Annotated in this window: 24 protein-coding genes; 8 read left to right on the forward strand and 16 right to left on the reverse strand. The window is 64.7% G+C overall.

Annotated features, from left to right (window positions below):
- Window positions 1-7: 7 nt before the first annotated feature.
- From ABX298_RS19830 to ABX298_RS19840, 3 genes are all read right to left on the reverse strand, one after another.
- Window positions 8-1,240 (reverse strand): MFS transporter, encoded by a 1,233-nt coding sequence (locus ABX298_RS19830; protein ID WP_367393516.1) that lies wholly within the window; start codon window positions 1,238-1,240, stop codon window positions 8-10.
- A gap of 270 nt (window positions 1,241-1,510) precedes the next feature.
- Window positions 1,511-1,720, reverse strand: coding sequence for a hypothetical protein (locus ABX298_RS19835; protein ID WP_075044630.1), 210 nt, complete (start codon window positions 1,718-1,720; stop codon window positions 1,511-1,513).
- A gap of 13 nt (window positions 1,721-1,733) precedes the next feature.
- The gene (locus ABX298_RS19840; protein ID WP_367393517.1) at window positions 1,734-2,516 is read right to left on the reverse strand and encodes a VacJ family lipoprotein; all 783 of its coding nucleotides are present in this window, start codon (window positions 2,514-2,516) and stop codon (window positions 1,734-1,736) included.
- 168 nt (window positions 2,517-2,684) lie between these two features.
- Here ABX298_RS19840 and ABX298_RS19845 point away from each other — a divergent pair, with 168 nt between their 5' ends.
- Together ABX298_RS19845 and ABX298_RS19850 are read left to right on the forward strand one after the other, a co-directional pair.
- Window positions 2,685-3,395 (forward strand): response regulator, encoded by a 711-nt coding sequence (locus ABX298_RS19845; RefSeq protein ID WP_085592953.1) that lies wholly within the window; start codon window positions 2,685-2,687, stop codon window positions 3,393-3,395.
- Window positions 3,392-4,747, forward strand: coding sequence for an ATP-binding protein (locus ABX298_RS19850; RefSeq protein ID WP_367393518.1), 1,356 nt, complete (start codon window positions 3,392-3,394; stop codon window positions 4,745-4,747). Before ABX298_RS19845 ends, ABX298_RS19850 begins: the two co-directional genes overlap by 4 nt.
- Here the strand turns inward: ABX298_RS19850 and ABX298_RS19855 are convergent, their stop codons facing one another.
- The 6 genes from ABX298_RS19855 to ABX298_RS19880 all read right to left on the reverse strand — a co-directional run bounded on the left by ABX298_RS19855 (window position 4,748) and on the right by ABX298_RS19880 (window position 10,937).
- Complete coding sequence (locus ABX298_RS19855) at window positions 4,748-5,212, reverse strand: DUF1348 family protein (RefSeq protein ID WP_367393519.1); 465 nt, start codon at window positions 5,210-5,212, stop codon at window positions 4,748-4,750.
- A 291-nt stretch (window positions 5,213-5,503) separates the two neighbouring features.
- Window positions 5,504-6,694 carry an MFS transporter gene (locus tag ABX298_RS19860; protein ID WP_367393520.1) on the reverse strand — a complete coding sequence of 397 codons (1,191 nt, stop codon included), beginning with the start codon at window positions 6,692-6,694 and terminating at the stop codon, window positions 5,504-5,506.
- Window positions 6,691-7,644, reverse strand: a complete 954-nt coding sequence (locus tag ABX298_RS19865; protein ID WP_075044635.1) for a TIGR03571 family LLM class oxidoreductase — start codon at window positions 7,642-7,644, stop codon at window positions 6,691-6,693. The genes ABX298_RS19860 and ABX298_RS19865 overlap by 4 nt, the downstream gene beginning before the upstream one ends.
- Before the next feature lie 4 nt (window positions 7,645-7,648).
- Complete coding sequence (gene dkgB / locus ABX298_RS19870) at window positions 7,649-8,452, reverse strand: 2,5-didehydrogluconate reductase DkgB (RefSeq protein ID WP_075044636.1); 804 nt, start codon at window positions 8,450-8,452, stop codon at window positions 7,649-7,651.
- A 354-nt stretch (window positions 8,453-8,806) separates the two neighbouring features.
- A complete protein-coding gene (locus ABX298_RS19875) occupies window positions 8,807-9,301 on the reverse strand; it encodes a DUF934 domain-containing protein (protein ID WP_075044637.1) in 495 nt (164 codons plus the stop codon).
- A complete protein-coding gene (locus ABX298_RS19880) occupies window positions 9,285-10,937 on the reverse strand; it encodes a nitrite/sulfite reductase (RefSeq protein WP_085617583.1) in 1,653 nt (550 codons plus the stop codon). Before ABX298_RS19880 ends, ABX298_RS19875 begins: the two co-directional genes overlap by 17 nt.
- Before the next feature lie 213 nt (window positions 10,938-11,150).
- On the opposite strand from ABX298_RS19880, the gene ABX298_RS19885 reads away from it, so the two are divergent.
- Window positions 11,151-12,227, forward strand: a complete 1,077-nt coding sequence (locus ABX298_RS19885) for an ABC transporter substrate-binding protein (protein ID WP_367393521.1) — start codon at window positions 11,151-11,153, stop codon at window positions 12,225-12,227.
- Between the two features lie 329 nt (window positions 12,228-12,556).
- On the opposite strand, the gene ABX298_RS19890 is transcribed toward ABX298_RS19885, so the two are convergent.
- Both ABX298_RS19890 and metH read right to left on the reverse strand, forming a co-directional pair.
- On the reverse strand, window positions 12,557-12,772 hold the full coding sequence (locus tag ABX298_RS19890; protein WP_046615696.1) for a DUF2970 domain-containing protein: 216 nt from the start codon (window positions 12,770-12,772) through the stop codon (window positions 12,557-12,559).
- A gap of 77 nt (window positions 12,773-12,849) precedes the next feature.
- The gene (gene metH, locus ABX298_RS19895) at window positions 12,850-16,557 is read right to left on the reverse strand and encodes a methionine synthase (RefSeq protein ID WP_075044640.1); all 3,708 of its coding nucleotides are present in this window, start codon (window positions 16,555-16,557) and stop codon (window positions 12,850-12,852) included.
- 183 nt (window positions 16,558-16,740) lie between these two features.
- Here metH and ABX298_RS19900 point away from each other — a divergent pair, with 183 nt between their 5' ends.
- From ABX298_RS19900 to ABX298_RS19920, 5 genes are all read left to right on the forward strand, one after another.
- Window positions 16,741-19,041, forward strand: a complete 2,301-nt coding sequence (locus ABX298_RS19900; protein ID WP_025338484.1) for a fatty acid cis/trans isomerase — start codon at window positions 16,741-16,743, stop codon at window positions 19,039-19,041.
- A gap of 208 nt (window positions 19,042-19,249) precedes the next feature.
- Complete coding sequence (locus ABX298_RS19905) at window positions 19,250-20,284, forward strand: acyltransferase (RefSeq protein WP_075044641.1); 1,035 nt, start codon at window positions 19,250-19,252, stop codon at window positions 20,282-20,284.
- Window positions 20,285-20,342: 58 nt separating this feature from the next.
- A complete protein-coding gene (gene nfuA / locus ABX298_RS19910) occupies window positions 20,343-20,927 on the forward strand; it encodes a Fe-S biogenesis protein NfuA (RefSeq protein ID WP_003250416.1) in 585 nt (194 codons plus the stop codon).
- Between the two features lie 221 nt (window positions 20,928-21,148).
- Entirely contained in the window at window positions 21,149-21,757 is a 609-nt protein-coding gene (locus ABX298_RS19915) for an SCO family protein (RefSeq protein WP_024086651.1), read from the forward strand.
- Window positions 21,758-22,240: a copper chaperone PCu(A)C gene (locus tag ABX298_RS19920; protein WP_013971950.1), complete on the forward strand. Its 483-nt coding sequence runs from the start codon at window positions 21,758-21,760 to the stop codon at window positions 22,238-22,240.
- A gap of 127 nt (window positions 22,241-22,367) precedes the next feature.
- Here the strand turns inward: ABX298_RS19920 and ABX298_RS19925 are convergent, their stop codons facing one another.
- The 5 genes from ABX298_RS19925 to ABX298_RS19945 all read right to left on the reverse strand — a co-directional run bounded on the left by ABX298_RS19925 (window position 22,368) and on the right by ABX298_RS19945 (window position 25,506).
- A complete protein-coding gene (locus tag ABX298_RS19925) occupies window positions 22,368-22,595 on the reverse strand; it encodes a hypothetical protein (protein ID WP_003260451.1) in 228 nt (75 codons plus the stop codon).
- Window positions 22,596-22,667: 72 nt separating this feature from the next.
- Window positions 22,668-23,501: an AraC family transcriptional regulator gene (locus tag ABX298_RS19930; RefSeq protein WP_075044642.1), complete on the reverse strand. Its 834-nt coding sequence runs from the start codon at window positions 23,499-23,501 to the stop codon at window positions 22,668-22,670.
- Window positions 23,498-23,812, reverse strand: coding sequence for an AzlD domain-containing protein (locus ABX298_RS19935; protein ID WP_046615691.1), 315 nt, complete (start codon window positions 23,810-23,812; stop codon window positions 23,498-23,500). Before ABX298_RS19935 ends, ABX298_RS19930 begins: the two co-directional genes overlap by 4 nt.
- Complete coding sequence (locus ABX298_RS19940) at window positions 23,809-24,501, reverse strand: AzlC family ABC transporter permease (RefSeq protein ID WP_013971958.1); 693 nt, start codon at window positions 24,499-24,501, stop codon at window positions 23,809-23,811. The genes ABX298_RS19935 and ABX298_RS19940 overlap by 4 nt, the downstream gene beginning before the upstream one ends.
- 309 nt (window positions 24,502-24,810) lie before the next feature.
- Entirely contained in the window at window positions 24,811-25,506 is a 696-nt protein-coding gene (locus ABX298_RS19945) for a sel1 repeat family protein (protein WP_317409518.1), read from the reverse strand.
- Window positions 25,507-25,589: the final 83 nt, after the last annotated feature.

A 25,589-nucleotide genomic window follows, 5' to 3' on the forward strand; every position in this document is an offset into this window, starting at 1 on the left:
GCCCACTTTAACAGCAGCGGCTGGGGCGGGCTTGCGAGCGGGTTGTTGGCAGCAGCGCGGTGGCCAACCCCAGCAGCGGCAGGAACGAGATGACCTGGTACACCCACTCGATGCCATGCCGGTCGGCCAGTTCACCAAGCCCGGCGGCGCCGATGCCGCTGATACCGAACATCAACCCGAACATCACCCCCGACACCATGCCGACACGGCCCGGCACGGCCTCCTGGGCATACACCACCAGGGCGGCGAAGGCCGAGGACATCACCAAGCCGATGGCCACCGCCAGTACCGCCGTCCAGGCCAGGTTGGCGTAGGGCAGGGCGAGGGCGAAGGGCGCCACGCCGAGGAACGAGACCCAGATCACCGCCTTGCGCCCGATACGGTCACCCACCGGGCCTCCGGCGAAGGTGCCCAGGGCCACGGCCGCGAGGAACACGAACAGGTACAGCTGGCTGTGCTGCACGCTCAGGCCGAAATGCTCGATCAGGTAGAAGGTGAAGTAGTTGGTGAACGAGGCGATGTAGACGAACTTGGCGAACATCAGCACGGCGATAACCGCCACCGCACGCCACATGGCACCACGCGACAGGCCGGGGGCCTGCTGGCCGGCGAAGGACTTGAGCCGGGTCTGGCCGTGGCGCACGGTCCAGCCGGTCACCCGCAGCAGCACGAATACCGCCAGCGCGGCCGCCAGCATGAACCAGGCAATGGCCGGCTGGCCGTGCGGAATGACGATGGCAGCGGTCAGCAGCGGGCCTAGGGCCGAGCCGGTGTTGCCACCGACCTGGAAGGTCGATTGCGCGGTGCCGAAGCGCCCACCGGAGGCCATCCTGGCCACTCGCGAGGCTTCGGGGTGGAAGGTCGCCGAGCCCACGCCGACTACCGCCGCGGCCACCAGCAGCATTTCATAGCTGCTGGCGAAGGCGAGCAGGGCGATGCCCACCAGCGTCACCAGCATGCCGGCCGGCAGCAGGTAGGGTTGCGGGTGCTTGTCGGTGCACAGGCCGACCCAGGGTTGCAGCAGGGACGCGGTCACCTGGTAGATCAGTGCGATCCAGCCGATCTGGGCAAAGCTCAGCGCGAAATCGCTCTTGAGCATCGGATAGATGGATGGCAGCACGGCCTGGATCAGGTCGTTGAGCAGGTGGGCGAATGCGGCAGCGCCGACGATGCGGACCAGAAAGCCCTGGGGTTGGTCGGCAGGTGTGGTGGCGGCCATGGAGGCGGTGGAGGTCGTCATGGGCGATCTTCTTCTGGCGAAAGGGAACAAGGCATTTGCCGAAGAAGGGTAGCCAGTGCCCGGTTTGCCTGTCTCACGCCGAACAGGCAGCCACTGTCGCGTTTCGGACATTCCGGGCCTGACGCCCTGAATTCGCAAGCGGTCCGCGTACCCTGTGGGAGCGGGTTTACCCGCGAAAAATCCAACGCGGTGCATGGCACCGGCTGCGCCGGTGTTCGCGGCTAAAGCCGCTCCCACAGGGTCCCTGCTAATACCTGGCCGCCCTCGGATTCATCGTTCGTGCCGCGCCACCCAGCGCAGCAATGCTGCAATCGGTACGCTGCGGTGAGCCTCGTGCCGGTAGGGCTTGCCTTCGGCGGTAAAGCGTTCGCGATAGCGGCTCAGCACCAGGCTCCGGCCATCGGCCGAAACCCGGGCCTCCAGTTCATGCAGTAACAGCGGTTGCCGGGCAGCGCCTTCCAGGCGCCTGAACAGCAGCATGGCGGCTTGAGAATCATTCTTCACGGGCACCCCCTGCACAATCCACTGGCCACGCCCCCGGTTCGCCGGCCTTGCCTTCTGCCACCCGGTTGCTGCGCCGCTGCGCGGTGTAGTCACGCAGCGCAAGGTAGTAGTCAGGCCAGGTGCGCAGCAGGTCGGTCAATGGCAGTGCTTCGGCCCGTGCATCGACGATGCCGCCGGCCGTGGCTACGTTGCCCATGGTTTCGACGGTATCGCTGTTGCCGCCAAACGGGTCCAGTGCCAGGCCCAGCAGCGTGCCGGTGGCATCGCGCAGGTTGTGGGTGCCCAGCAGCGGCAGCTCGACAATGGGGCCAGCGGCGATGTTCCACACCCCGAAGGTCTGGCCAAAGTCCGAGCGATGCTGGCTCAGCCCCATCTTGCCAGACACGTCGACCAGCCCCGCCACACCCAGGGTGGTGTTGAAGATGAAGCGGCTGAGGCTGGTCATCGCCCGTTCGCCATTGCCCTGCAGCAGGTCGTTGACGAACACCTTGGGCTCACCGAAGTTGCTGGCAAAGTTGTGCATGCCCTGTTGGGCAAAACCGGGCAGCGTGGCGTAGCCCCTGGCGACGGGGGCCAGCAGATAGTCATCGACCGTGCGGTTGAAGGCGAAAACGGCGCGGTTGGCGGGCTCGGCCGGGTCACTGACCTGATAGGCGACATTGCCGCAGGTCGCCGTGGCCGGTGCACGTTGGCTGCAGCCTCCCGCTGCAAGCAGCGACAAGGCCAGCGCGGCTGAGCGCGCTGAGCGGGAGGTGGATGATGAACGGGACATAGATACATTCCTGGCAAGAACTGGCGGCGATGCTGCGCAGTTTTCTTTGCCCGGGAATGTCCGGATTGTCTCGGCGTCGACACTTTGTTTCCGGGTTGAAATATATGACGGCTGCGTGGGGATAGCCTTAAAGTACGGCTTGGTAACCTTGTTTTGCGGTGCTTTTTTGTGAGCCATTTGCTGATAGTCGACGATGATGTCGAGGTGCTCGACCTGCTGCAGAAGTTTCTCTGCCAGCATGGCTACGAGGTTGATGTGGCCAAGGATGGCAAGGCGCTGTGGCAGGCCGTCGAGCGGCGGGTGCCGGACCTGGTCATTCTGGATGTGATGCTGCCTGGCGACAGTGGCCTGGTGCTGTGCCAGCGCTTGCTGGCCGAGCACAAGGTGGCAGTGATCATGCTCACCGCCATGGGTGAGTTGAGCGACCGGGTGGTTGGCCTGGAGCTGGGCGCAGACGACTACCTGACCAAGCCGTTCGCCGCCCGTGAACTGCTGGCCCGGGTGAGGGCAGTGCTGCGACGTGCCGGTGAAGCGGCCGGTGGCACGGCGGGCCATGCCTGCGCGACCCTGGAGTTTGCCGGCTGGCGGCTGGATGTGGTGCGGCGCGAGCTGCGTTCGCCGGACAACGTCATGATCCCCTTGTCCAACGGTGAGTTCGAGTTGCTGCTGGTGTTCGCCGAACATCCGCGGCGGGTGCTCAGCCGCCAGCAGTTGCTGGACATGGCTCGTGGCGATGCTTACGACGCCTATGACCGCAGCATCGACGTCCAGGTGAGCCGGCTGCGCCGCAAGCTTGAAACCGACAACGGCAACGAGCCCTTGATCCGTACCCTGCGCAATGCCGGTTACCTGTTCACGCCCACGGTCGCGAAGCGATGAAGCTGCTGGCCAGGGTTCGCCAGGCCCTGCCACGGCCCAGGATCACCATTGCCCGCTGGATCGCGCTGACCACGCTGACGGCGATGCTGTTCCTGCTGATGCTCAAGGGACTGTTCAGCCTGTTGCTGAGCGTCTGGGCGCAGCCACCGCTGCTGGAGAGTGGGGTGATCGAGAAGGTTGCAGCGGTCACCCGCATCCTCGATGCCGCGCCCATGGCGCAGCGTGCCAACATCGCCAGTGCGGCCGGCGACGGCTCATATTCAGTGCGGTGGCTGCGCCGCCATGACGAAGCGGGCGTGCCAGTGCTGGTCGATGCCGAGTTCAGCGAAGCCACGCCTATCCTGCGCGCACTGCTAAAGCGCCCGGATGCCAGGGTGGAGGCTTTCGAACCGTCCGACATGCCGGAGTACGCACCTGAACGTGGCTATGCGCTGATGATCTCGCTGAGTGACAAGTCCTGGGTGCTGTTCCGTGCCACCAGCCGTAGCTGGGGCCTGGATGAACTGCCGCGCAACCTGATCATCCTCGGCCTGATGCTGGTTTCCAGCCTTGCCGTCGCGCTGTTGGCCACGCGTTACCTGGCCAAGCCGCTGGAACGCTTTGCCGAAGGTGCGCGGCGTTTTGGCAAGGACTTCAACGCCCCGCCCATTCCGGTGGTCGGCCCGCACGACCTGCGCCAGGCCATTCTTGCGTTCAATGCCACCCAGGCGCAGCTCAAGCATTTTCTCAACGACCGTACCCAGATGCTTGCGGCCATTTCCCATGACTTGCGTGCACCGCTGACGCGCATGCGCTTGCGCGCCGAGTTCATCGACGATGCCCAGCTACAGGCCAAGTTGTTCAAGGACGTCGACGAGATGCAGGCGATGGTCGATGCGGCGTTGGAGTTCTTCCGTGATGACGCACGGCTGGAACAGACGACCGTATTCGACCTGGGCGAGTTGCTGCTGACCGTGGTGGACGATTTCAAGGACGCGGGGGTCGAGGTCGGCCTCAGCGGGCCGCGCCGCTGTGTTTACACGGGGCGGCCCGTGGGTATCAAGCGCGTGCTGGTCAACTTGATCGACAATGCAGCGAAATACGGCTGTGAGCCAACGGTGGTGCTGGCGGTAAGCGCCAGGCAGATCGAGATTACCGTGCTGGATCGCGGGCCGGGCATCGCGCCGCAGCTGCATGAGCAGGTATTCGCGCCGTTCTACCGTATCGAAGGTTCACGCAACCGCAATACCGGTGGCGTTGGGTTGGGCCTGCCCGCAGCACGGGCCATCGTGCTGGAGCAGGGGGGCAGCGTGACCCTGGGCAACCGCCCGGGTGGCGGGCTGGAAGTCAGGGTCATGCTGCCGCTGGGCTGATCAGAGCCCCATTTCGCTGAGCCCGGGGTGATCATCCGGGCGCCGGCCCAACGGCCAGCGGAACTTGCGCTCGGCTTCGCTGATAGGGTGCTCGTTGATGCTCGAATGACGGTTCTGCATCAGCCCGTCCTCGGCAAACTCCCAGTTTTCGTTGCCATAGGCGCGGTACCACTGACCGCTGTCGTCGTGGTACTCGTAGGCATAGCGCACGGCAATGCGATTGCCGGTGAAGGCCCACAGCTCCTTGATCAGGCGGTACTCCAGTTCATGGTTCCATTTACGCGTCAGGAACGCCTCGACCTCGGCACGGCCGCGGGGGAACTCGGCGCGGTTACGCCAGACGGTGTCGATGGTATAGGCAAGCGCGACCTTGGCCGGGTCGCGGCCATTCCAGCCATCCTCGGCCAGGCGGACCTTTTCGATGGCGCTTTCGCGGGTGAAGGGCGGCAGGGGTGGGCGGGACATCGGGGTACTCCTCAGTTCGATAGGCTGGTAGGAGAGTAGTAGCCGCTGGCCGAACAGAGAATGGGTGTGCCTGGCACATCATAATTGCAGTGCGTGGAACAATTGAGACCGCTCGAGATGGTGCAACTGTCTTGCTCAAGTCTGAAAGCTTGCGCAATCCCTGTGGGAGCGGCCTTGTGTCGCGAAAGGGCCGCAACGCGGCCCCGGGATTTCAGCTGTGATGCATAGGTTGCCGGGGCTGCGATGCAGCCCTTTCGCGACACAAGGCCGCTCCCACAGGAGGGGGCTCTGTCAGGCTGCGTCGGCTGCGGTTTTCCCGGCAGCCTTGGTACGCCCGCCCAGCCACACCAGCAGCAGCCCGGCAGCCGCCAGCACGCCACCTGCCATCGGCACTGCCGCATAGCCCAGGTCCAGGCTGATCACCGCACCACCCAGCGCCGCGCCCACGGCATTGCCCAGGTTGAACGCGCCGACGTTGATGGACGAGGCCAGCCCCGGTGCTTCGATGGCGGCGATCATCACCCGCATCTGCAGCGGCGGTACCACGGCGAAGGTGAACATGCCCCACACCAGCAAGGCGATGGCGGCGCCGATGTGGCTGCCCAGCACCAGCGGCATCAGCAGCATGATCACTGCCAGTGCCGCGAGGAAGATCCGCGCCGCCCCATCCAGCGACCAGTCGGCCAGGCGGCCACCCAGGCTGTTGCCCAGGGTGAAGCCCACACCGATCAGCACCAGGCCGAGGGTGACGAAACTGTCCGAGGCGCCGGTCAGTTCGGCCAGTACCGGTGCCACGTAGGTGTACAAGGTGAACATGGCGCCGGCACCGAGCACGGTGGTGGCCATTGCCAGCAGCACGCTGGGGCGGGCGATGACCGCCAGCTCCTTGCGCACGTGCGGCACGCTGCCGCGTTCACCCTTGGGCAGGGCATACCACAGCGCGGCCATGGCCAGCAGGCCCAGCACGGCGGTACCGGCAAAGGCCATGCGCCAGCCGACCTGCTGGCCGATCCAGGTGGCGGCCGGCACGCCGCCGATGTTGGCGATGGTCAGGCCCATGAACATGGTGGCCACGGCACTGGCCTGTTTCTCCTTGGGCACCACGCTGGCGGCCACTACTGCGCCAAGGCCGAAGAACGCGCCGTGGTTGAGGCTGGTGACCAGGCGCGAGGCGAGCAGGGTGTAGTAGTCCGGCGACAGCGACGACAGCAGGTTGCCGAGGGTGAAGATGGCCATCAGCGCCATCAGCGCAGCGCGCTTGCCGAAACGGCTGAACAGCAGGGTCATGATCGGCGCACCGACCATCACCCCGATGGCATAGGCGGTAATCAGCATGCCAGCGCTGGGGATGCTGACATCGACACCTTGGGCGATCACCGGCAGCAGGCCCATCGGGGTGAACTCGGTGGTGCCGATGCCGAAGGCGCCGATGGCCAGGGCAAACAGGACGCGCCCGGCTTTCATTGCGCGTGTTCCTGTCATGGTGTGGCCTCCGTCAGTTGGGCTTTTGTCTCATGGAATTGTGGCAATACGTATTCGGCGATTTCGCGCAGGGTTTCGTCCAGCGGCCGCACGTTGCGCCGCAGGTGCAGACCGATATGGTCGACGCCCGCCGCACGCAGGGCGCCGAGCTCGGTCGCCAGCGCCTTGCGGCCGCCGCGGAAACCGAAGCGCCAGCGTTGCAGCGGTTCGTCGGGGTTGTCCGCCAGGTCCAGGTGGATGAAGCTGCTGTAGGGCTTGTTGCCCGCCACCGCGCGCCAGGCGGCGACCCGCTGCCGGTGGTCGTCCGCTGTGCCGGGGTAGGCCAGGCAGCCGTCCAGGTTGCTGCCGATCCATGCCGGGCTCTGCTGGGCCAGGCCGGCTACCAGCAACGGTAGCGGCGAAGCGGTGCTGGGTAGCACGGCCAGCCCTTCGGGCAGGTGGCCGTTGGCACCATCACGCAGCAGCGCGACCTGTTCGCGGAATGTGTTGCCACGCCCCTCGAAATCCCGACCGAACAGTGGGTACTCCACCGGCCGGTCACCACTGGCCACGCCCAGCAGCAGGCGGTTGCCACTGAGGCGCTGCACGCTGTTGGCCGATTTCAGGGTCAGCAGCGGTTCGCGAATCGGCAGCACCACGGCAGCCGTGCCAAGCAGGATGTCGCGGGTTACCCCGGCCAGGTAGCCGAGGTAGGCAAACACCTCGAACACCTGGGCGGCGTCGCCGAACGACGGGTCGTACAGCGGCACATCGCGGACCCACAGGGCGCGGTAGCCCAGGCGGTCGGCCAGTTGTGCCAGTTCTGCGTGGCGGGCCAGGTCCGGCTCGCCGAACTGGCGGCCATCGCGGCGCCGCGCCTGGTCGCCGGCGGGCGTCCAGTCGTGGTCCAGCGGTGCTTCCAGGCCGATGCTGAAGCCGCCAGCGGTCAGGCGTTCGAGGGGTGTGGTCATGGTATCAATCCCAGATTGGCGCCAGGCCGTCAGGGCTGACTTCGCGGCCATTGCGTTCGAGCTTGGCGATGCGTGCCATGTCGTCGGCGTCCAGCTTCAGGTCACGGGCGAGCAGGTTGCTGGCCAGGTTTTCGCGCTTGGTCGACGACGGGATCACCGCGTAGCCCAGCTGCAGGGCCCAGGCCAGGGCAACCTGGGCGACGGTGGCCTTGTGCTTGGCGGCGATGTCGGCCAGAACCGAGTCCTTCAGGACTTTGCCGTAGGCCAGGGTCATGTACGAGGTGACGGTGATGCCTTGTTCCTTGAGGAACGCGGTCAGCTTGCTGTTCTGCAGGTACGGGCTGAGTTCGATCTGGTTGGTGGCGATTTCGCCTTTGCCGACCACTTCGATGGCCTGGCGGGTCAGTTCGATGTTGAAGTTGGACACACCGATCTGGCGGGTCAGGCCCAGCTTCTTGGCTTCGGCCAGGGCGCTCATGTACTCGCGCAGCTCAACGCCGTTGCCTGGGGCAGGCCAGTGGATCAGCAGCAGGTCGACGTAGTCGGTGCGCAGTTTCTGCAGGCTGTCGCGCAGGCTCGGGATCAGCTTGTCGGCGGCGTAGTTTTCGACCCAGATCTTGGTGGTGATGAACAGCTCGTCGCGCTTGACGCCGCTTTCGGCGATGGCCTGGCCGACGTCGGCTTCGTTCTGGTAGATCTGCGCGGTGTCGATGACCCGGTAGCCCAGTTCCAGGGCCGACTTGACCGAATCGATGACGGCCTGGCCGGTGAGGCGGAAGGTGCCGAGGCCGAAGGATGGAATGCTCATGGATCTGCTCCTGGTGAGTGAGGGGTGAGCCGAATCGAGCCTGGTCGCTCGGGTTCGATCGCTCTTCGTGTGGGGAGCAGTGTGCGGCTTTGAGGGGGATTGATTAAGGTGGGGCGGGGCCAAGGTCATTTGACCGGGAGGCAAGAATAGGTCGCTGTGCCTTGACTGTTGCTGAGGGAATGCAAGGTAAACCTGTACCGGCCTCTTCGCGGGTGAACCCGCTCCCACAGGGACCGCGCCGCACTCAAGAACGGTGCAGTACCTGTGGGAGCGGGCAAGCCCGCGAAGAGGCCGGTACAGGAAAACGAAACGGCCCGCCATAGAGGCGGGCCGTTTGGCATTGCAAGGTGACGATCAGCGGCGGCGGAACAGCGGCAGCGGCTCGTCGGTGGCTGCCTGGTAGGTCACCGAGAAGTCCTTCAGGCTTTGCAGCGCGTCTTCCGGGTCCTTGTCGGCACGGATGGCGAACGCGTCAAAACCGCAACGGGCCATGAAGAACAGCTGGTCGCGCAGCACGTCGCCAATGGCGCGCAGCTCGCCCTTGAACTTGTAGCGGTCACGCAGCAGGCGCGCATTGGAGTAGTTGCGCCCGTCGGTGAACGCCGGGAAGTTCAGTGCGATGACCTGGAAGTGCTGCACGTCCTCGCCGATTTCTTCCGCTTGCTCGTCGCTGTCCAGCCACACGCCCAGGCCGCCGTCGCGGGCCTTGAGTACGTGGGCATGGTCGCGCCACATCTGCAGCGGGACGATGTAGTCGTCGCAGTTGGTCAGCTCGTCAAAGGACGTTTCCTTGGGCAGCAGATGCCAGGTTTCGTCGACGATCTGGTTGTTCTTAATGATTCGCTGCATAGACGCGTTCCTTGAAGGGGTCGATGCCGATACGCTGGTAGGTGTCGATGAAACGCTCTTCCTCGGTACGTTGCTCGACGTACACGGCGATCAGCTTCTCGATCACATCGGCCATGTCATCCTGTGCGAAGGACGGGCCGAGGATCTTGCCCAGGCTCGCGCCACGCGCGGCATTGCCGCCCAGCGACACCTGGTAGAACTCCTCGCCCTTCTTGTCCACGCCGAGGATGCCGATGTGGCCCACGTGGTGGTGGCCGCAGGCGTTCATGCAGCCGGAGATGTTCAGGTCGATCTCGCCGATGTCGAACAGGTAGTCCAGGTCGTCGAAGCGGCGCTGGATGGATTCGGCGATCGGGATCGACTTGGCGTTGGCCAGCGAGCAGTAGTCACCACCCGGGCAGCAGATGATGTCGGTCAGCAGGCCGATGTTCGGGGTGGCGAAGCCGCTTTCGCGCAGTTCCAGCCACAGGGCGTGCAGCTGGCGCTGCTCGACGTCGGCGAGGATGATGTTCTGCTCGTGCGATGTGCGCAGGAAGCCGAAGCTGTAGCGCTCGGCCAGGTCGGCCACGGCGTCCAGCTGCTTGTCGGTCAGGTCGCCTGGGGCAACGCCGGTGGGCTTCAGCGACAGGGTCACGGCCACGTAGCCAGGGCGCTTGTGGGCGCGGGTGTTGCGCGAGCGCCAGCGGGCGAAGCCTGGGTATTCGGCGTCCAGGGCGGCGTAGTCGACGTTGTCCAGGGCCAGGTAGGCCGGGTCGACGAAGTGGCGCGATACACGCTGCACTTCGGCTTCGGTCAGCGTGGTGCTGCCACCGCGCAGGTGGACCATTTCGGCCTCGACCTTCTCGGCGAACACTTCCGGGGTAAGGGCCTTGACCAGGATCTTGATCCGCGCCTTGTACTTGTTGTCACGACGACCGTAACGGTTGTACACGCGCAGGATGGCGTCGAGGTAGCTGATCAGGTCCTGCCACGGCAGGAACTCGTTGATGAACGAGCCCACCACCGGGGTACGGCCCAGGCCGCCACCGACCAGCACGCGGAAGCCCAGCTCGCCAGCGGCATTGCGCACCGGCTCCAGGCCGATGTCGTGCACTTCGATGGCGGCGCGGTCTTCCTGCGAGCCGTTGATGGCAATCTTGAACTTGCGCGGCAGGTAAGCGAATTCCGGGTGGAAGGTGGTCCACTGGCGGACGATTTCGCACCACGGGCGCGGGTCGACGATTTCGTCTGCGGCTACACCGGCGAACTGGTCGGTGGTGGTGTTGCGCAGGCAGTTGCCGCTGGTCTGGATCGCGTGCATCTGCACGGTGGCCAGTTCGGCGAGGATGTCCGGGATGTCTTCCAGTGCCGGCCAGTTATACTGCACGTTCTGGCGGGTGGAGATGTGGGCGTAGCCCTTGTCGTAGTCGCGGGCGATCCTGGCCAGGGTGCGGACCTGGGTGGCGTTCAGCTGGCCGTACGGCACGGCGACGCGCAGCATCGGTGCGAAACGTTGGATGTAAAGGCCGTTCTGCAGGCGCAGAGGGCGGAATTCTTCTTCGCTCAGCTCACCGGCCAGATAGCGGCGGGTCTGATCACGGAACTGCTTGACGCGGTCCTCGATGATCCGCTGATCGTACTCGTCGTATACGTACATAAAAGTCCTGTCTCAGGCATGCAGCTATTCGCGCGCACGGCCGCGCACTCCGCTTCGGAGCCGGGGAACGATAGCAGGTTGCGTTTATGCGCTAAAGTGATGTTTTTGCATATGAAAAGAACCAAATGGACTATGTGAGACTGACTGCCATTTGTGCGTTGGGCGTGGCCTGGCGTTTATAATCCGATGTTTGCTTCGCAGGGATGTCAGCCCATGCTCAAGGCATTGTGCCAAAGCTTGTGTCTTGTCTTGCCGCTGGCGGCGAGCGCGCAGCCGGTTTCGGTGGTTTTCCTCAACCCGGGTCTGTCCACCGAGACGTTCTGGACCAGCTATAGCCGCTTCATGCAGGCCGCTGCGGACGACCTGGGCATGACCCTGCGCGTGGAGTACAGCGAACGCCGCGCCGACTTGGCGCTGACCCAGGCCAGGGCGATCCTGGGCGGGCCGCAGCGCCCGGATTACCTGGTACTGGTCAACGAGCAGTACGTGGCCCCGGAGATCATCCGCCTGTCGCGCGGCAGCGGGGTCAAGCTGTTCCTGGTCAACAACGGCCTGACTGCCGGCCAGGCCCGCAGCATCGAGGCCCAGCCCGACAAGTATGCCGCGCTGCTGGGCACCTTGACGGCCAACGACGAGCAGGCGGGCTTCCAGATGTTGCACCAGATGGTCGCGCAATTGCCCCGTGACAGCGGGCCGGTGGACCTGCTGGCGTTTGCCGGGGTCAAGACCACCCCGGCCTCGCAATTGCGCGAGGAAGGCATGCGCCGGGCCCTGGCCGACTTCCCCCAGGTGCGCCTGCGCCAGGTGGTATATGGCGGCTGGAGCCGCCAGCGCGCTTACGAGCAGGCGCAGCAACTGCTGGAGCGCTACCCGGCCACCCGCCTGGTGTGGTCGGCCAACGACGAAATGGCCTTTGGTGCCATGCAGGCGTTCGAGGAGGCGGGGCGCAAGCCGGGGCACGATGTGCTGTTCAGCGCCATCAACAGCTCGCCAGAGGCCCTGCACGCACGTATCGACGGGCGCCTGAGCGTGCTGATGGGCGGGCATTTCACCCTCGGCGGCTGGGCCATGGTGATGCTGCACGATGATGCCCAGGGGCTGGCGGTGAACCGTGACGGCCTGCGCGAGCATCGCGTGCCGGTGTTGCAGCCGATCGACCAGGCCAAGGCAACCCGTTGGCTGAAACTGCTGGAACGGCCGGACTACGGCATCGATTTCCAGCATTACAGTGCCGAAGGGCGGCCGCCCGACTACCAGTACCCGTTTCTGACATCACCGATCAATTATTGAAAGACCCTGCTTGAGGGAAGGGCATTGCTCGTCTTAACTGCTGGTGGTGAAGTGCATTCCCATAACCACTACAAGAGGCAATGCAATGGGAAACTCAACCAAGGTCCGCAAAGCTGACAGCAGCGTCGATGCCTGGGCGATCCTCTGCCTGATCGTTCTGGTGGTGGTCACTGCCGTGTATTGGGTCAGCCATCAGTAGACTTGTATTCAAGACCGTGATGCAGCCAGAGCGCCTGCGGGAGGGAGTCCCGCAGGCGTTTTTGCTTTGCCTGTGCCGGCCTTTTCGCGGGCTTGCCCGCTCCCACAGGTAAATCACTGCCCTTCAAAGGCTAGCGAGCAAGGTGCATGGCCAACTGCACCAGGCCGATCAGCACGGCAATGAACACCAGGGTGAACAGCGTCCCCAGCGCAATGAAATGGCTGGCCTTGCCGTGTGTGAAGTCGCGGGCGCGGTTCTTGCCGCTTTGCACGCCGAAGGCGGCAGCGAGGATGCTGTGCAGCATCTGCCAGAAGGTAGGGGGCTTGCCCTGGCTGGAATCGTCCATGGTGGCTCCTGAGGAAATCAGAGGCAATCAGGGACAGTGTAGGTGGCTATTGGGGCCGCAAAGCGGCCCCAAGGGTCTTAGCTGTCGTAACCCAGGTTAGGCGCCAGCCAACGCTCGCTGACACTCACATCCTGGCCCTTGCGCGCGCTGTAGCGCTCGATTTGGTCCTTGTCGACCTTGCCCACCGCAAAGTACTGCGCCTGCGGGTGGGCAAAGTACCAGCCGCTGACCGCCGCCGCCGGGAACATCGCGAAGTGATCGGTGAGGAACACGCCGCTCGGCCCGGTCTCGCCGATGGCAGTGCCATCAAGCAGGCGGAACAGGGTTTCCTTCTCGGTGTGGTCCGGGCAGGCCGGGTAGCCGGGGGCCGGGCGAATGCCGCGGTACTGCTCCTTGATCAGCGCCTCGTTGTCCAGGTGTTCGTCGCGGGCATAACCCCAGTGCTCTTTACGCACCTGCTCGTGCAGCCATTCGGCGCAGGCCTCGGCCAGGCGGTCGGCCAGGGCCTTGACCATGATCGAGCTGTAGTCGTCGCCCTTGTCCTGGTAGGCCTTGGCCACTTCCTCGGCACCGATGCCGGCGGTGGTGATGAAACCGCCCACGTAGTCGGTAACGCCACTGGCCTTCGGCGCGACGAAGTCGGCCAGCGACCAGTTGGGCTTGCCGTCCGGCTTGATGGTCTGCTGGCGCAGGTGGTGCAGGGTAGCCAGGGCCTGGCCGTCCTCGCCGTACACCTCGATATCGTCATCGGCCACCTGGTTGGCCGGCCAGAAGCCGAACACCGCGCGGGCGCTGATGAGCTTTTCGTCGATCAGCTTGTCGAGCATCTCGCGGGCGTCCTTGTACAGCGCCGTGGCCGCCTCGCCGACCACTTCGTCGGTAAGGATGCGCGGGAACTTGCCGGCCAGGTCCCAGGAAATGAAGAACGGGGTCCAGTCGATGTACTCGGCCAGGGTGCGCAGGTCGATGTCTTCCAGCACCTTGACGCCGGTGAAGGAGGGCACCGCTGGCTGGTAGCCAGCCCAGTCGTACTGCGGCTTGGCGGCGACAGCCTGGGCATAGCTCAGGCGCTCGGTGCGGGCACTGCGGTTGGCGGTGCGCTCGCGTACTTCCTCGTATTCCTGGCGGGTCTTCTCGACGAAACCGGCTTTCAGCTCCTTGGACAGCAACTGGGTGGCAACGCCCACCGCACGCGAGGCGTCGGTGACGTAGACCACGGCGTCGTTGCTGTACTTGGGCTCGATCTTGACCGCGGTGTGCGCCTTGGAGGTGGTGGCGCCGCCGATCATCAGCGGCAGCTGGAAGCCCTGGCGCTGCATTTCGCGGGCGACGTGGACCATTTCGTCCAGCGACGGTGTGATCAGGCCGGACAGGCCGATGATGTCGCACTTCTCGTCGCGGGCGGTTTGCAGGATCTTCTCGGCCGGCACCATCACGCCGAGGTCGACGATGTCATAGCCGTTGCAGCCCAGCACCACGCCGACGATGTTCTTGCCGATGTCGTGCACGTCGCCTTTTACCGTGGCCATCAGGATCTTGCCCTTGGCTTCCGGCTTGTCGCCTTTCTCGGCTTCGATGAACGGGATCAGGTGTGCTACCGCCTGTTTCATCACGCGGGCCGACTTGACCACCTGGGGCAGGAACATCTTGCCCGCGCCGAACAGGTCGCCGACCACGTTCATGCCATTCATCAGCGGGCCTTCGATCACTTCGATCGGGCGGGCGCACTGCTGGCGGCATTCCTCGGTGTCTTCGACGATGAACGCGGTGATGCCCTTGACCAGCGCGTGCTCCAGGCGTTTTTCCACCGGCAGCGAGCGCCACTCTTCGTTTTCCACTTCCTTGGTTGCGCCGCCGCCCTTGTAGTCGTCGGCGATGGCCAGCAGTGCGTCGGTGCCATGCGGGGTACGGTTGAGCACCACGTCCTCGACCTTTTCACGCAGGGCAGCCGGGATCTCGTCATAGATCTCCAGCTGGCCGGCGTTGACGATACCCATGGTCAGGCCGTTCTGGATCGCGTGGTACAGGAACACCGAGTGGATGGCTTCACGCACCGGGTTGTTGCCACGGAACGAGAACGACACGTTGGACACACCGCCCGAACTCAGGGCGTGCGGCAGGTGGTCGCGGATGTAGGCACAGGCCTCGATGAAATCGACGGCGTAGTTGTTGTGCTCTTCGATGCCGGTGGCGACGGCGAAGATGTTCGGGTCGAAGATGATGTCTTCCGGCGGGAAGCCCACTTCATTGACCAGGATGTCGTAGCTGCGCTGGCAGATTTCCTTCTTGCGCGCGGCAGTGTCGGCCTGGCCGACTTCGTCGAAGGCCATCACCACCACGGCAGCGCCATAGCGCTTGCACAGGCGGGCGTGGTGCTTGAACTGCTCGACGCCTTCCTTCATGGAAATGGAGTTGACGATGCCCTTGCCCTGGATGCACTTGAGGCCCGCTTCGATCACTTCCCACTTGGACGAGTCGATCATGATCGGCACGCGCGAGATGTCCGGCTCGCCGGCGATCAGGTTGAGGAAGCGGACCATGGCGGCCTGGGAGTCAAGCATCCCTTCGTCCATGTTGATGTCGATGACCTGGGCGCCGGCCTCGACCTGCTGCAGGGCGACTTCCAGGGCTTCGGTGTAGTTCTCTTCACGGATCAGCCGGGCGAACTTGGCGGAGCCGGTGATGTTGGTGCGCTCGCCGACGTTGACGAACAGCGACTGGCGGTCGATGGTGAACGGCTCCAGGCCCGACAGGCGGCAAGCCTTGGCGATTTCCGGAATCTCGCGTGGCTTGTACTTGGCCACGGCCTCGGCGATGGCCTGGATGTGGCCCGGGGTGGTGCCGCAGCAGCCGCCGATGATGTTGAGGAAGCCGCTGGCGGCGAATTCCTCGACCACCACGGCCATTTCCGCCGGGGTTTCGTCGTATTCACCGAAGGCGTTCGGCAGGCCGGCGTTGGGGTGGGCGGAGACATGGGTGTCGGCCTTGGTCGCCAGCTCTTCCAGATACGGGCGCAGGTCCTTGGCGCCGAGAGCGCAGTTCAGGCCCACGGAAATCGGCTTGGCGTGGCGTACCGAGTTCCAGAACGCTTCGGTGGTCTGGCCCGACAGGGTACGGCCCGAGGCGTCGGTGATGGTGCCGGAGATCATGATCGGCAGTTCGATGCCGTCTTCCTCGAACACCTGCTGCACGGCGAAGATCGCCGCCTTGGCGTTGAGGGTGTCGAAGATGGTCTCGATCAGCAGCAGGTCGGCGCCGCCCTCGATCAGGCCGCGGGTGGCCTCGATGTAGTTCGTTACCAGCTCGTCGAAGGTGACGTTGCGGTAGCCGGGGTCGTTGACATCCGGGGAAATCGAGCAGGTGCGGCTGGTAGGGCCGAGCACGCCGGCGACGAAGCGCGGCTTGTGCGGGGTTTCCAGGGTCTTGGCATCGGCCACCTGGCGGGCGATGCGCGCGCCCTCGACGTTCAGCTCGTAGACCAGCGACTCCATGCCGTAGTCGGCCTGGGAAATCTGCGTGGCGTTGAAGGTGTTGGTTTCGAGGATATCGGCGCCGGCATCCAGGTAGGCCTTTTCGATGGCGGCGATCACATCCGGGCGGCTGAGCAGCAACAGGTCGTTGTTACCCTTGACATCGCTTGGCCAATCGGCGAAACGCGTGCCACGATAGTCGTGTTCCTCGAGCCGGTAGCTTTGGATCATAGTACCCATGCCGCCGTCGAGGATCAGGATGCGCTCTTTGAGTGCGTTCTGGAGTGCTTGGAGACGAGCGCTGCGGTCGGACATAGGAACTACCTGGTCGGGCAAATTTCAGAAGGTGCAGAATCATAACAAAGCTGCGCGGTTTTTAGGCGCATCGCCCATTTGCATGAAAATGGCTCATGTTGGGCGGGCGTCGGCGAAGCAGGGCACCCAAGGACGACCAGGCAACAAATCGTGATGGCTTTCAATACCCAGGACTTTCCGCACATGGTGCATCGTATTCTTGCCGGCGTTTTCGCCCTGCTCATCAGCAGTGTGGCGTTTGGGCAAGCCCCCCAGTCGAGCCCGGCTATTTCCTACACCCGGGACATTCAACCGATCTTCACCGAGAAATGCGTGGCCTGCCACGCCTGCAACGACGCCGCCTGCCAGCTGAAGCTGGAAAGCCCCGAAGGCGCGGTGCGCGGCGCCACCAAGGTTCCGGTGTACCAGGGCGAGCGCAGCAAGGCAGTGCCCACCACGCGGCTGTTCTACGACGCCCACAGCGAGGGCGAGTGGCGCAAGAAGGGCTTCTACTCCGTGCTCGACAACCAGGGCAGCCAGGCCGCGCTGATGGCGCGCATGCTCGAGCTGGGGCACAAGACCCCGCTCACGCCCAACGCCAAGCTGCCCGAGGAAATCGTCCTGGGCCTGAACCGAAACAACATGTGCCCGTTGCCGCATGAGTTCGATGCCTATGCCGGCGCCCACCCCAAGGAAGGCATGCCACTGGCGGTGACCGGCCTGACCGACAAGGAATACGACACCATGCGCCGCTGGCTGGCCGCCGGTGCGCCGGTCGAGTACCAGCCGATCAAGCCAAGCGCGGCCGAAGCCAAGCAGATTGCCGACTGGGAAGAGCTGCTCAACCGCCCGGGTTCCACCGAGGCGCTGGTCGGCCGCTGGCTGTACGAGCACCTGTTCCTGGCGCACATCTACTTCGTTGGTGGCGAGCAGGGCCACTTCTTCCAGTGGGTACGTTCGCGTACACCGAGCGGCCAGCCGGTCGACCTGATCGCCACGCGCCGCCCCAACGACCCGCCGGGCACCGACTTCTACTACCGGTTGATCCCGGTGCAGGGCGTGATCGTGCACAAGACGCACATCACCTACCCGATGGGGCCGCAGAAGCTCAAGCGGGTCAAGCAACTGTTCTACGCCGGTGACTGGCATGCCACCGCGCTGCCAGGCTACGGCCCGCGCCACCGGGCCAACCCGTTCGAAACCTTCGAAGCGATCCCGGCAGTGGCGCGCTACCAGTTCATGCTGGATAACGCCGAGTACTTCGTGCGCACCTTCATCCGTGGCCCGGTATGCCGTGGGCAGATCGCCACCGACGTGATCCGCGACAACTTCTGGGCGTTGTTCCAGGAGCCGGCCCACGACCGCTACATCACCGACGCCAAGTACCGTGGCGAGGCCACGCCGCTGCTGGCCATGCCTGGGCAGATCGATGACGTGGGCAGCGTGCTGAGCCTGTGGCACGCCTACCGTGACAAGCGCAACGAGTACGAAAAACTGCGCCGCGAAGCCTATGCCGACATGCCGGCGCCGGGCTGGGCGACGCTGTGGGCCGGTAACGACAACGCGTTGCTGAGCATTTTCCGCCACTTCGACAGCGCCTCGGTGACCAAGGGCCTGATCGGTGATGTGCCGCTGACCGTGTGGCTGTTCGACTACCCGTTGTTCGAGCGCACCTATTACCAGCTGGCGGTCAACTTCGATGTGTTCGGCAACGTCTCGCACCAGTTGCAGACGCGCCTGTACTTCGACCTGATCCGCAACGGCGCCGAGGTCAACTTCCTGCGCCTGATGCCGGCCGACCAGCGCAAGGCGATCCTCGGCGACTGGTACCAGAACAGCGGCAAGGTGAAGATGTGGATGGATTATGAAGACATCGACACCGACACCCCGAGCGGCATCCAGCTCGACCCGCGCAACCCCAAGCGCGACTTCGGCCTGAAGCTGTTGCAGCGTACCGGCAGCCTGAACGCCGCGCCTGACCCGATCAACCGCTGCCAGGGCGCGTTCTGCTCGCGGCCGCAGGTGAGCGAAGAGTTCCGCAATGCCGAGCAGTCGCTCAGCCGCCTGGTGTCGCGCCCGGCTGCCGGGTTGAAGGTGATCAACCAGCTGCCCGAGGCGACCATGCTGCGCATCGAAGGGCAGGGCGGCCAGCGCCAGGTGTACAGCCTGCTGCGCAACCGCGCGCACAGCAACGTGGCGTTCCTGCTGGGCGAGGCGTACCGCTACCAGCCGGGGCTGGATACCCTGACGCTGTACCCGGGCGTGCTCAGCAGTTACCCCAACTTCATCTTCAACATCCCGACCAAGGATGTGCCGGAGTTCGTCGAGGACATGGAGTATGCGAAAGATGACCCGGCCAGGTTCGAGCGCATCGTCATGCGTTGGGGTGTGCGCCGCAGTCACCCAGAGTTCTGGCGCTATTTCCATGACCTGAACAGCTTTATCAAGGAGACCGAACCAGTCGAGGCGGGCGTGCTGGACATGAACCGCTACGAGAACCTCTGATCGGTTGGGCTGACCTTTCCGATTACCCTGCGGTCGGACTTGCTGGGTGGTCCGGGGGCTGCTTTGCAGCCCAATCGCCGGCAAGCCAGCTCCCACAGGGGCCGCACATGCCTGAAGGCTGCGCAGTACTTGTGGGAGCTGGCTTGCCGGCGATGGAGCGCAACGCGCTCCCAAAGGCCTCAATGCACCGGCAATCGCAGGGTACTCCATGCTGTATTCGCTTCAGGCACTGCGGGCGTTCGCCGCCTGGGTGGTGGTCTGCCACCATTTCATGCAGATCTTCTTCGACTTCCAAGCCTCCGGCCCCATCGGCCAACTGCTCACCGACCGCGGCGCCGCAGGCGTCGACATCTTCTTCGTCATCAGCGGGCTGGTCATCTACCTGTCGACCTGCGACAAGGCCATCGAGCCTCGCCAGTTCCTGCTCAACCGGGCGCTGCGTATCGTCCCGGCCTACTGGTTCTACACGGCGCTGATGGCGACCCTGCTGCTGGCCTTCAGCCAATGGATGCCGCACCAGGCATTCACCTGGCACCATCTGCTGCTGTCGCTGCTGTTCATTCCGGCGGAAAACCCCGGTGGCTACGGCTTGTACCCGACCCTGAACGTGGGCTGGACGCTGAACTTCGAAATGTTCTTCTACCTGCTGTTCGGCCTGGCCTTCCTGGTGCGCCAGCGTCATCACCAGTTGCTGGTCACCGCCGCGCTGCTGCTGGCCAGCGAGATACTGGGCCGGCTGGGTGTGCTCAGCCGCTTCTACAGCAACGACATCATCTACGAATTCCTGCTCGGCATCGGCCTGGGCGTGCTGCACCGTCGCGGGCTGATCCACCAGGGCCGCTGGCTGCCGTTGGCATTGCTGGCGGTGGCAGGCCTTGCCATCTACCACCTGGACGCTTCCCGGCGCTTGCTGCACTGGGGCGTGCCGAGCGCAATGATCGTGCTGGCCTTCGTCGCCCTGGAACCGGTGTTCCGCGGCAACCGGCTGCTCAAGGCGCTGGGCGACTGTTCGTATTCGGTGTACCTGGTCCATGTGCTGGTGCTGTACGCAGGCTGGTTCGCCAGCCAGCGCCTGCAGTTGAACCCGTACCTGGTGTTCGCCCTGTGCGTGCCGTCCATTGGACTAATGTCGTGGTTCAGCTACCAGTGGCTGGAGCGCGGCCTGTACCGGCGCATGCAGGCCTGGCTGGCGGCGCCACGGGGGCAGGCCCCTGAATATGCGCTTTCCCGAGTCAAATACTAGGACTTTGTTCGAAGGCCGGGTTGGCGTACACTTGGCCGCAAGTCTGTGAGGAACCTACATGAGCGCTATAACCATTACCGACGCCGCCCATGACTACCTGGCCGATCTGCTCTCCAAGCAGAACACGCCTGGCATCGGCATTCGCATTTTCATCACCCAGCCGGGCACCCAGTACGCCGAAACCTGCATCGCCTACTGCAAGCCGGGCGAAGAGAAGCCTGACGACACTGCCGTGGGCCTGAAGAGCTTCACCGCTTACCTGGACGCGGTCAGCGTGCCGTTCCTGGAAGACGCACTGGTCGACTATGCCACCGACCGCATGGGTGGCCAGCTGACCATCAAGGCGCCGAATGCCAAGGTGCCGATGGTCAACGAAGATAGCCCGATCAACGAGCGCATCAACTACTACCTGCAGACCGAGATCAACCCCGGCCTGGCCAGCCACGGCGGCCAGGTGAGCCTGGTGGATGTGGTCGACGACGGCATTGCCGTGCTGCAGTTCGGTGGTGGTTGCCAGGGTTGTGGCCAGGCCGACGTGACCCTGAAGGAAGGCATCGAGCGCACCCTGCTCGAGCGTATTCCCGAGCTGAAGGGCGTGCGTGACGTGACTGACCACAGCCAGAAAGAGAACGCCTACTACTGAGGCTGGCGCGCTCCTACAGGGATCGCGTTGAACCCGCTTCCTTAGCAACAAAGTGTTACTGTTTCAACCCCTGCGACAACAGGCCGCAGCCCGTATTCAAAGGGCTGCAGCCGATCCTTGCCTTCGTCGGGTAGAACCCCTCGGGGTGTCGTGCCAGAATGCCCCGGTTTTTCGACCGGCCCGTCCCGAGGGCCGGCACCTTCCCTGTAAAGGATGGTTTCATGAATGATCTATATACCCGGCGCGCAGTTGTCGCCGGGATGGGCGTTCTCGGGCTTGGCCTGCTCGCAGGCTGCAGCCCGGCCCGGGGGCTCGAGTTCAAGTACGGCAAGAACATGAGCAACGAAATCCTTGGGCGCAAGTTCAGCCTCAAGGACACCCAAGGCAATGTGCGCACCCTGTCGAGCTTCTACGGCAGCATGCCGATGATCTTCTTCGGCTTCACCCAGTGCCCGGCCGTGTGCCCGACCACCCTGGCGCGCGCCGCGCAAATCCGCAAGCTGCTGCGCGGCCGCGATCGCGACCTGTTCCAGGTGGTGTTGATTACCCTGGACCCGGAGCGCGACACCCCCGAAGTGCTCGATGCCTACGTGAAGGCATTCGACCCGTCGTTCACCGCGCTGACCGGCACCCCCGAGGAAATCGCCGCGGTGGCCAAAGAGTTCAAGGTGTTCTACGAGAAAGTCCCGGCCGGTGATACCTATACCGTCTCTCACTCGTCCACCAGCTACGTCTACGATACGCGTGGCACCCTGCGCCTGAGCCTGGGCCATTCCCTGACCGCCCAGGAATGCGCCGAAGACCTGGTCACCCTGATGGAGATCTGCTGAATGTCGATGCAACCGATCAAGCATGGCCTGGCTGCCCTGGTCCTGATGGGCCTGGCGCTGCCGGCCCTGGCCCAGACCACCGTGAGCGACGCCTGGGTGCGTGCGACCGTGCCGCACCAGCAGTCTACCGGTGCCTTCATGACCCTGACCGCCAGCAGCGACAGCAAGCTGGTGGGCGTGGCTTCGCCTGTGGCCAAGACCGTGCAGGTGCACGAGATGACCATGAACGGCGATGTGATGGGCATGCGTGAGGTCAAGGCGGTCGAGCTGCCGGCCGGCAAGGCCGTAACTCTCGACCCGAACAGCCTGCATGTGATGCTGATGGGCCTGAACAACCAGGTGAAGGAAGGCGAGAAAGTGCCGCTGACCCTGACCATCGAAGATGCCAAGGGGGCCAAGGAAACCCTGGACGTACAGGCCGAAGTGCGTGCGCTCAACGCCGAGGCGGGCGGTGGGCATGATCACATGCACATGAAGCACTGATCAGGCTGAACCCTTTGGGGGCGCTTTGCGCCCCATCGCGACACAAGGCCGCTCCCACAGGAGAACGCGTATCCCCTGTGGGAGCGGCCTTGTGTCGCGATGGGCTGCCAGGCAGCCCCCGGTTCAATCAGCTGCGAAACTTGGGCAGCGGCCTGTCGAGGGTCAGCGAGGTCAAGGTCTTGCGGACCTGGGCCTCATCGGCCTCCAGGGCCTTGAGACTTGCGCGGATCTTGCCGGCGGCGGGCACGTCGCCCTGCCGGTCGATCCAGTCGGCTATCTCCTTGCAGGCACTGCTCAGGCAGGCCTGGCGCTGGTTCATCAGCGACAGGAGGGTGGTGAGCTCTCTTTCGGACATGGCAGGATCCTCCATTCAGCCTTGTCAGTGTAGCAGTGGCTGGCCGGCCTGCCTGAGGCCGGCTGTCGCAGCTCAGCCCTGCAGGCAGGCGCTGCGATAAGCCCCTGGCGTTACCCCGTAGGCCTGCTTGAACTGCCGGCTCAAATGGCTCTGGTCGGCAAAGCCCAGGTCGAACGCCACCTCCGAGGCAGCCCAGCCACGCTTGAGCATTTCCCGCGCACGGGCCAGGCGCCGCTGCTTCAACCAGGCATGTGGCGGCAGGCCGGTGGCCTGGCGGAACACCCGGGCGAAGTGGAACGGCGACAGGTTGACCGCCGCCGCCAGGGCTTCGAGCGAGGGCGGGTCGGCCAGTTGGCTTTCCAGCAGCTCACGGGCGCGGGCCACTGCCAGCGGTTCGTGGCCGGGGGCGGCAGGTTCGGCGCATTGCCCGTGCCGTTGCACCAGGGCCAGCACCGCCTGGCGCCAGGCGGTCTGCTGCTGCAGGGCGCTGGCACCGGCTTCGGACAGCTGGTGCAACTGGCTGAAGGCAAGCGCCAGGGCCGGGTCGTGGATCACGCTGTCCTTGAAGCTGGGCATGCCGTGGCGGCCCAGTTCCAGTTCGTCGAGCACCCCGGTTACCCGTTCATGTTCCGGGTAGAACCCTCGGTAGCGCCAGCCCGCTTCGTGGGCGGTGGCCCCGGTGTGCAGTTCGTCGGGGTTGATCAGCACCATGCTGCCGACCGGCGCCAGGTGCTCGCTGCCGCGATGCCAGAAGCGCTGGGCGCCCGACTCGATCACGGTGAACACATAGCCTTCATGCACATGCGGGGCGAAACGCTGCTGGAAATAGCGCGCGTGCAGCATCTCGACGTCGCCCAGTGCCGGCGCCTGCCAGAGGTGTGTCTGCTCGCGCACGGGCGTGCTCATGCCAGCCAGCTGCGCAGGAGGAAGAAGATCAACATGCTCACCAGCATGCTCAGCAACACGCTGCGGGTCAACAGCACCAGGGCGATGGCCACCAGCGAACCCAGCAGGTAGGGGTTGAGCAGGCTCAGGTTCAACTGGTGCTCGGGCATGAAGATGATCGGGCCGCAGATTGCGGTGAGCATGCCCGGCACGGCAAAACCGAGGAACTGCCGGGCGTTGGAGCTCAGGCGCAAGGGCAGGCGCGGCTCCAGGAACGCATAGCGGTTGAGGAACACGATGGCGCCCATGGCAAGAATCAGGACCCAGGTCATGCGCGGGCTCCGGCGAATTTCTGGCAGACGAAACCGGCGCTCATGCCCAGCAGGCCTGCGGCCACCAGGGCGGTTTCCCAGTGCCAGTAGCTGAACAGCACCGAACAGAACAGCGACACCGCCACGCACACCAGCGTGGCCAGGTTGCGCACCAGCGGCGCGATCAGGGCGACGAAGGTGGCGACAATGGAAAAGTCCAGGCCGAGCTGGTCCAGGTGCGGAATGTTCTGCCCCAGCAGGATGCCGGCCAGGGTGAACAGGTTCCAGGCGACGTAGAAGGTCAGGCCCACGCCCAGGGCGTACCAGCGGTTGAACTGCTGCTGGTCGTACTGGCTGGTCAGGGCGAAGAACTCGTCGGTCAGCAGGAAGCCCAGGCCCAGCCGCCAGCGCAGCGGCTGGCTGGACAGCACCGGGCGCATCGTCAGGCCATACAGCAGGTGCTGCGAGGTCAGCAGCAGGGTGGTCAGCAGGATCGACGCCAGGTTGGCGCCGCCCTTGAGCATGCCGATCGCCACCAGTTGCGCGGCACCGGCGAAGACGATGGCCGACAGCCCTTGCCCCTCCCAGGCGCTGAGGTTGGCCTCGATGGCCATGGAGCCGGCCAGCAGGCCCCAGGGGGCGACGGCCAGGGACAACGGGAGGATGGCGATGGCGCCGTGGAGAAAGGCTTGGCGGGCGATGTGGGGCATGGTGGCTGCAGTGCGTGTACGTTGGCAGGCCAGCATGCCAGACGGGGCGGGGGATGGCTTGAACGATCTTGCTGGTCTCCACCTTGTGGGGGCAACTGTCTTGCTCAAAATTTCAAGGCACACGCGGTCACTGTGGGAGCGGGCATGCCCGCGAACACCGGCGCAGCCGGTGCCATGCACCGCGTTGGATGCTTCGCGGGCACGCCCGCTCCCACACAGGCCGCGTCGCGCTTGCGAATTGAGTTCTCTACGCGCCAGCGCAGCACAAGGGCTGGGCCATCTCCCACAAAGGATCGCGACTGCTGATGGTCAGGGACGGCTGGTCAGGTGCTGCTGCGCTGTCACGCAGCCGTTGGTATCCACGGCCTTCTGCAGCAGGCTCTGGCGGTGCTGCGGGTCAAGGTCGCCGAGCAGGCGGTAGACCTCGGCCTGGTAGTCACGCTGGCGCCCCCACTGCATTTCCAGGCCTTGTGGCCGGTTGCGGTTGCAGGCCAGGCGCGTGGCCGGTTGCGGGTAGTAGGGCGCATACACGGTAGCCATGTTGGGGATGGCCTCCAGCGCAGTACGGTACTCGTTGCTGACGTTATAAGGCGGGCACCAGGTGGCGATGGCCGGCGCCGGTGCGGCAAAGCCCTGTCTGAGGCTGGCTTCGAGCAGCGGGCAGGCGGCATCCGGGATTTGCGCGGCGGGCAGGTAGGTCATGTAGTACAGCGCCAGACGGTACTGTGCGACCGGGTGGCCCAGCTCCACGGACTTTTTCAGCAAGGCGACGGCTGTCGGCAGGGTGTGGGCCATGGCCTGTCCCTGGCGGCTGAGCTCCGGGTCGCCGCCGATGGCCGTGCGCAGTGTGCTGGCGCCGTCGTCCTGGCTGTCGGCCTGCTCCAGCAGGGGCAAGGCCTGGCGGTAGAGCAGGTCGGCATGAGGATCGATGCGCACTTCCAGCGCGTGCGCGGCCAGCGGCATCAGGGCGATCAACAGTGGGGGCAAGCGAAGCATGCGGCTCACAGGCAAGCCCCATGGGGTGCCAGGTACTGATGGATGGCTTCGATGTTCATGGCGGTCAAGCGTGCGCCTCGGGCAGATCGGAA

Source organism: Pseudomonas sp. X4, from assembly GCF_040784925.1.
GTDB classification, from domain to species: domain Bacteria; phylum Pseudomonadota; class Gammaproteobacteria; order Pseudomonadales; family Pseudomonadaceae; genus Aquipseudomonas; species Aquipseudomonas putida_Z.

Bases quoted from the DNA above. Each gene is read 5' to 3' on its own strand.
- dkgB (WP_075044636.1), bottom strand. From the start codon at position 8,452: ATGAGCATTCCATCCTTCGGCCTCGGCACCTTCCGCCTCACCGGCCAG.
- metH (WP_075044640.1), bottom strand. From the start codon at position 16,557: ATGTCCGACCGCAGCGCTCGTCTCCAAGCACTCCAGAACGCACTCAAA.
- ABX298_RS19860 (WP_367393520.1), bottom strand. From the start codon at position 6,694: ATGACAGGAACACGCGCAATGAAAGCCGGGCGCGTCCTGTTTGCCCTG.
- ABX298_RS19915 (WP_024086651.1), top strand. From the start codon at position 21,149: ATGAATGATCTATATACCCGGCGCGCAGTTGTCGCCGGGATGGGCGTT.
- ABX298_RS19905 (WP_075044641.1), top strand. From the start codon at position 19,250: ATGCTGTATTCGCTTCAGGCACTGCGGGCGTTCGCCGCCTGGGTGGTG.
- ABX298_RS19855 (WP_367393519.1), bottom strand. From the start codon at position 5,212: ATGTCCCGCCCACCCCTGCCGCCCTTCACCCGCGAAAGCGCCATCGAA.
- ABX298_RS19925 (WP_003260451.1), bottom strand. From the start codon at position 22,595: ATGTCCGAAAGAGAGCTCACCACCCTCCTGTCGCTGATGAACCAGCGC.
- ABX298_RS19835 (WP_075044630.1), bottom strand. From the start codon at position 1,720: ATGCTGCTGTTCAGGCGCCTGGAAGGCGCTGCCCGGCAACCGCTGTTA.
- ABX298_RS19890 (WP_046615696.1), bottom strand. From the start codon at position 12,772: ATGGACGATTCCAGCCAGGGCAAGCCCCCTACCTTCTGGCAGATGCTG.
- ABX298_RS19830 (WP_367393516.1), bottom strand. From the start codon at position 1,240: ATGACGACCTCCACCGCCTCCATGGCCGCCACCACACCTGCCGACCAA.
- ABX298_RS19840 (WP_367393517.1), bottom strand. From the start codon at position 2,516: ATGTCCCGTTCATCATCCACCTCCCGCTCAGCGCGCTCAGCCGCGCTG.
- ABX298_RS19935 (WP_046615691.1), bottom strand. From the start codon at position 23,812: ATGACCTGGGTCCTGATTCTTGCCATGGGCGCCATCGTGTTCCTCAAC.
- ABX298_RS19880 (WP_085617583.1), bottom strand. From the start codon at position 10,937: ATGTACGTATACGACGAGTACGATCAGCGGATCATCGAGGACCGCGTC.
- ABX298_RS19885 (WP_367393521.1), top strand. From the start codon at position 11,151: ATGCTCAAGGCATTGTGCCAAAGCTTGTGTCTTGTCTTGCCGCTGGCG.
- ABX298_RS19850 (WP_367393518.1), top strand. From the start codon at position 3,392: ATGAAGCTGCTGGCCAGGGTTCGCCAGGCCCTGCCACGGCCCAGGATC.
- nfuA (WP_003250416.1), top strand. From the start codon at position 20,343: ATGAGCGCTATAACCATTACCGACGCCGCCCATGACTACCTGGCCGAT.
- ABX298_RS19900 (WP_025338484.1), top strand. From the start codon at position 16,741: ATGGTGCATCGTATTCTTGCCGGCGTTTTCGCCCTGCTCATCAGCAGT.
- ABX298_RS19875 (WP_075044637.1), bottom strand. From the start codon at position 9,301: ATGCAGCGAATCATTAAGAACAACCAGATCGTCGACGAAACCTGGCAT.
- ABX298_RS19865 (WP_075044635.1), bottom strand. From the start codon at position 7,644: ATGACCACACCCCTCGAACGCCTGACCGCTGGCGGCTTCAGCATCGGC.
- ABX298_RS19940 (WP_013971958.1), bottom strand. From the start codon at position 24,501: ATGCCCCACATCGCCCGCCAAGCCTTTCTCCACGGCGCCATCGCCATC.
- ABX298_RS19920 (WP_013971950.1), top strand. From the start codon at position 21,758: ATGTCGATGCAACCGATCAAGCATGGCCTGGCTGCCCTGGTCCTGATG.
- ABX298_RS19930 (WP_075044642.1), bottom strand. From the start codon at position 23,501: ATGAGCACGCCCGTGCGCGAGCAGACACACCTCTGGCAGGCGCCGGCA.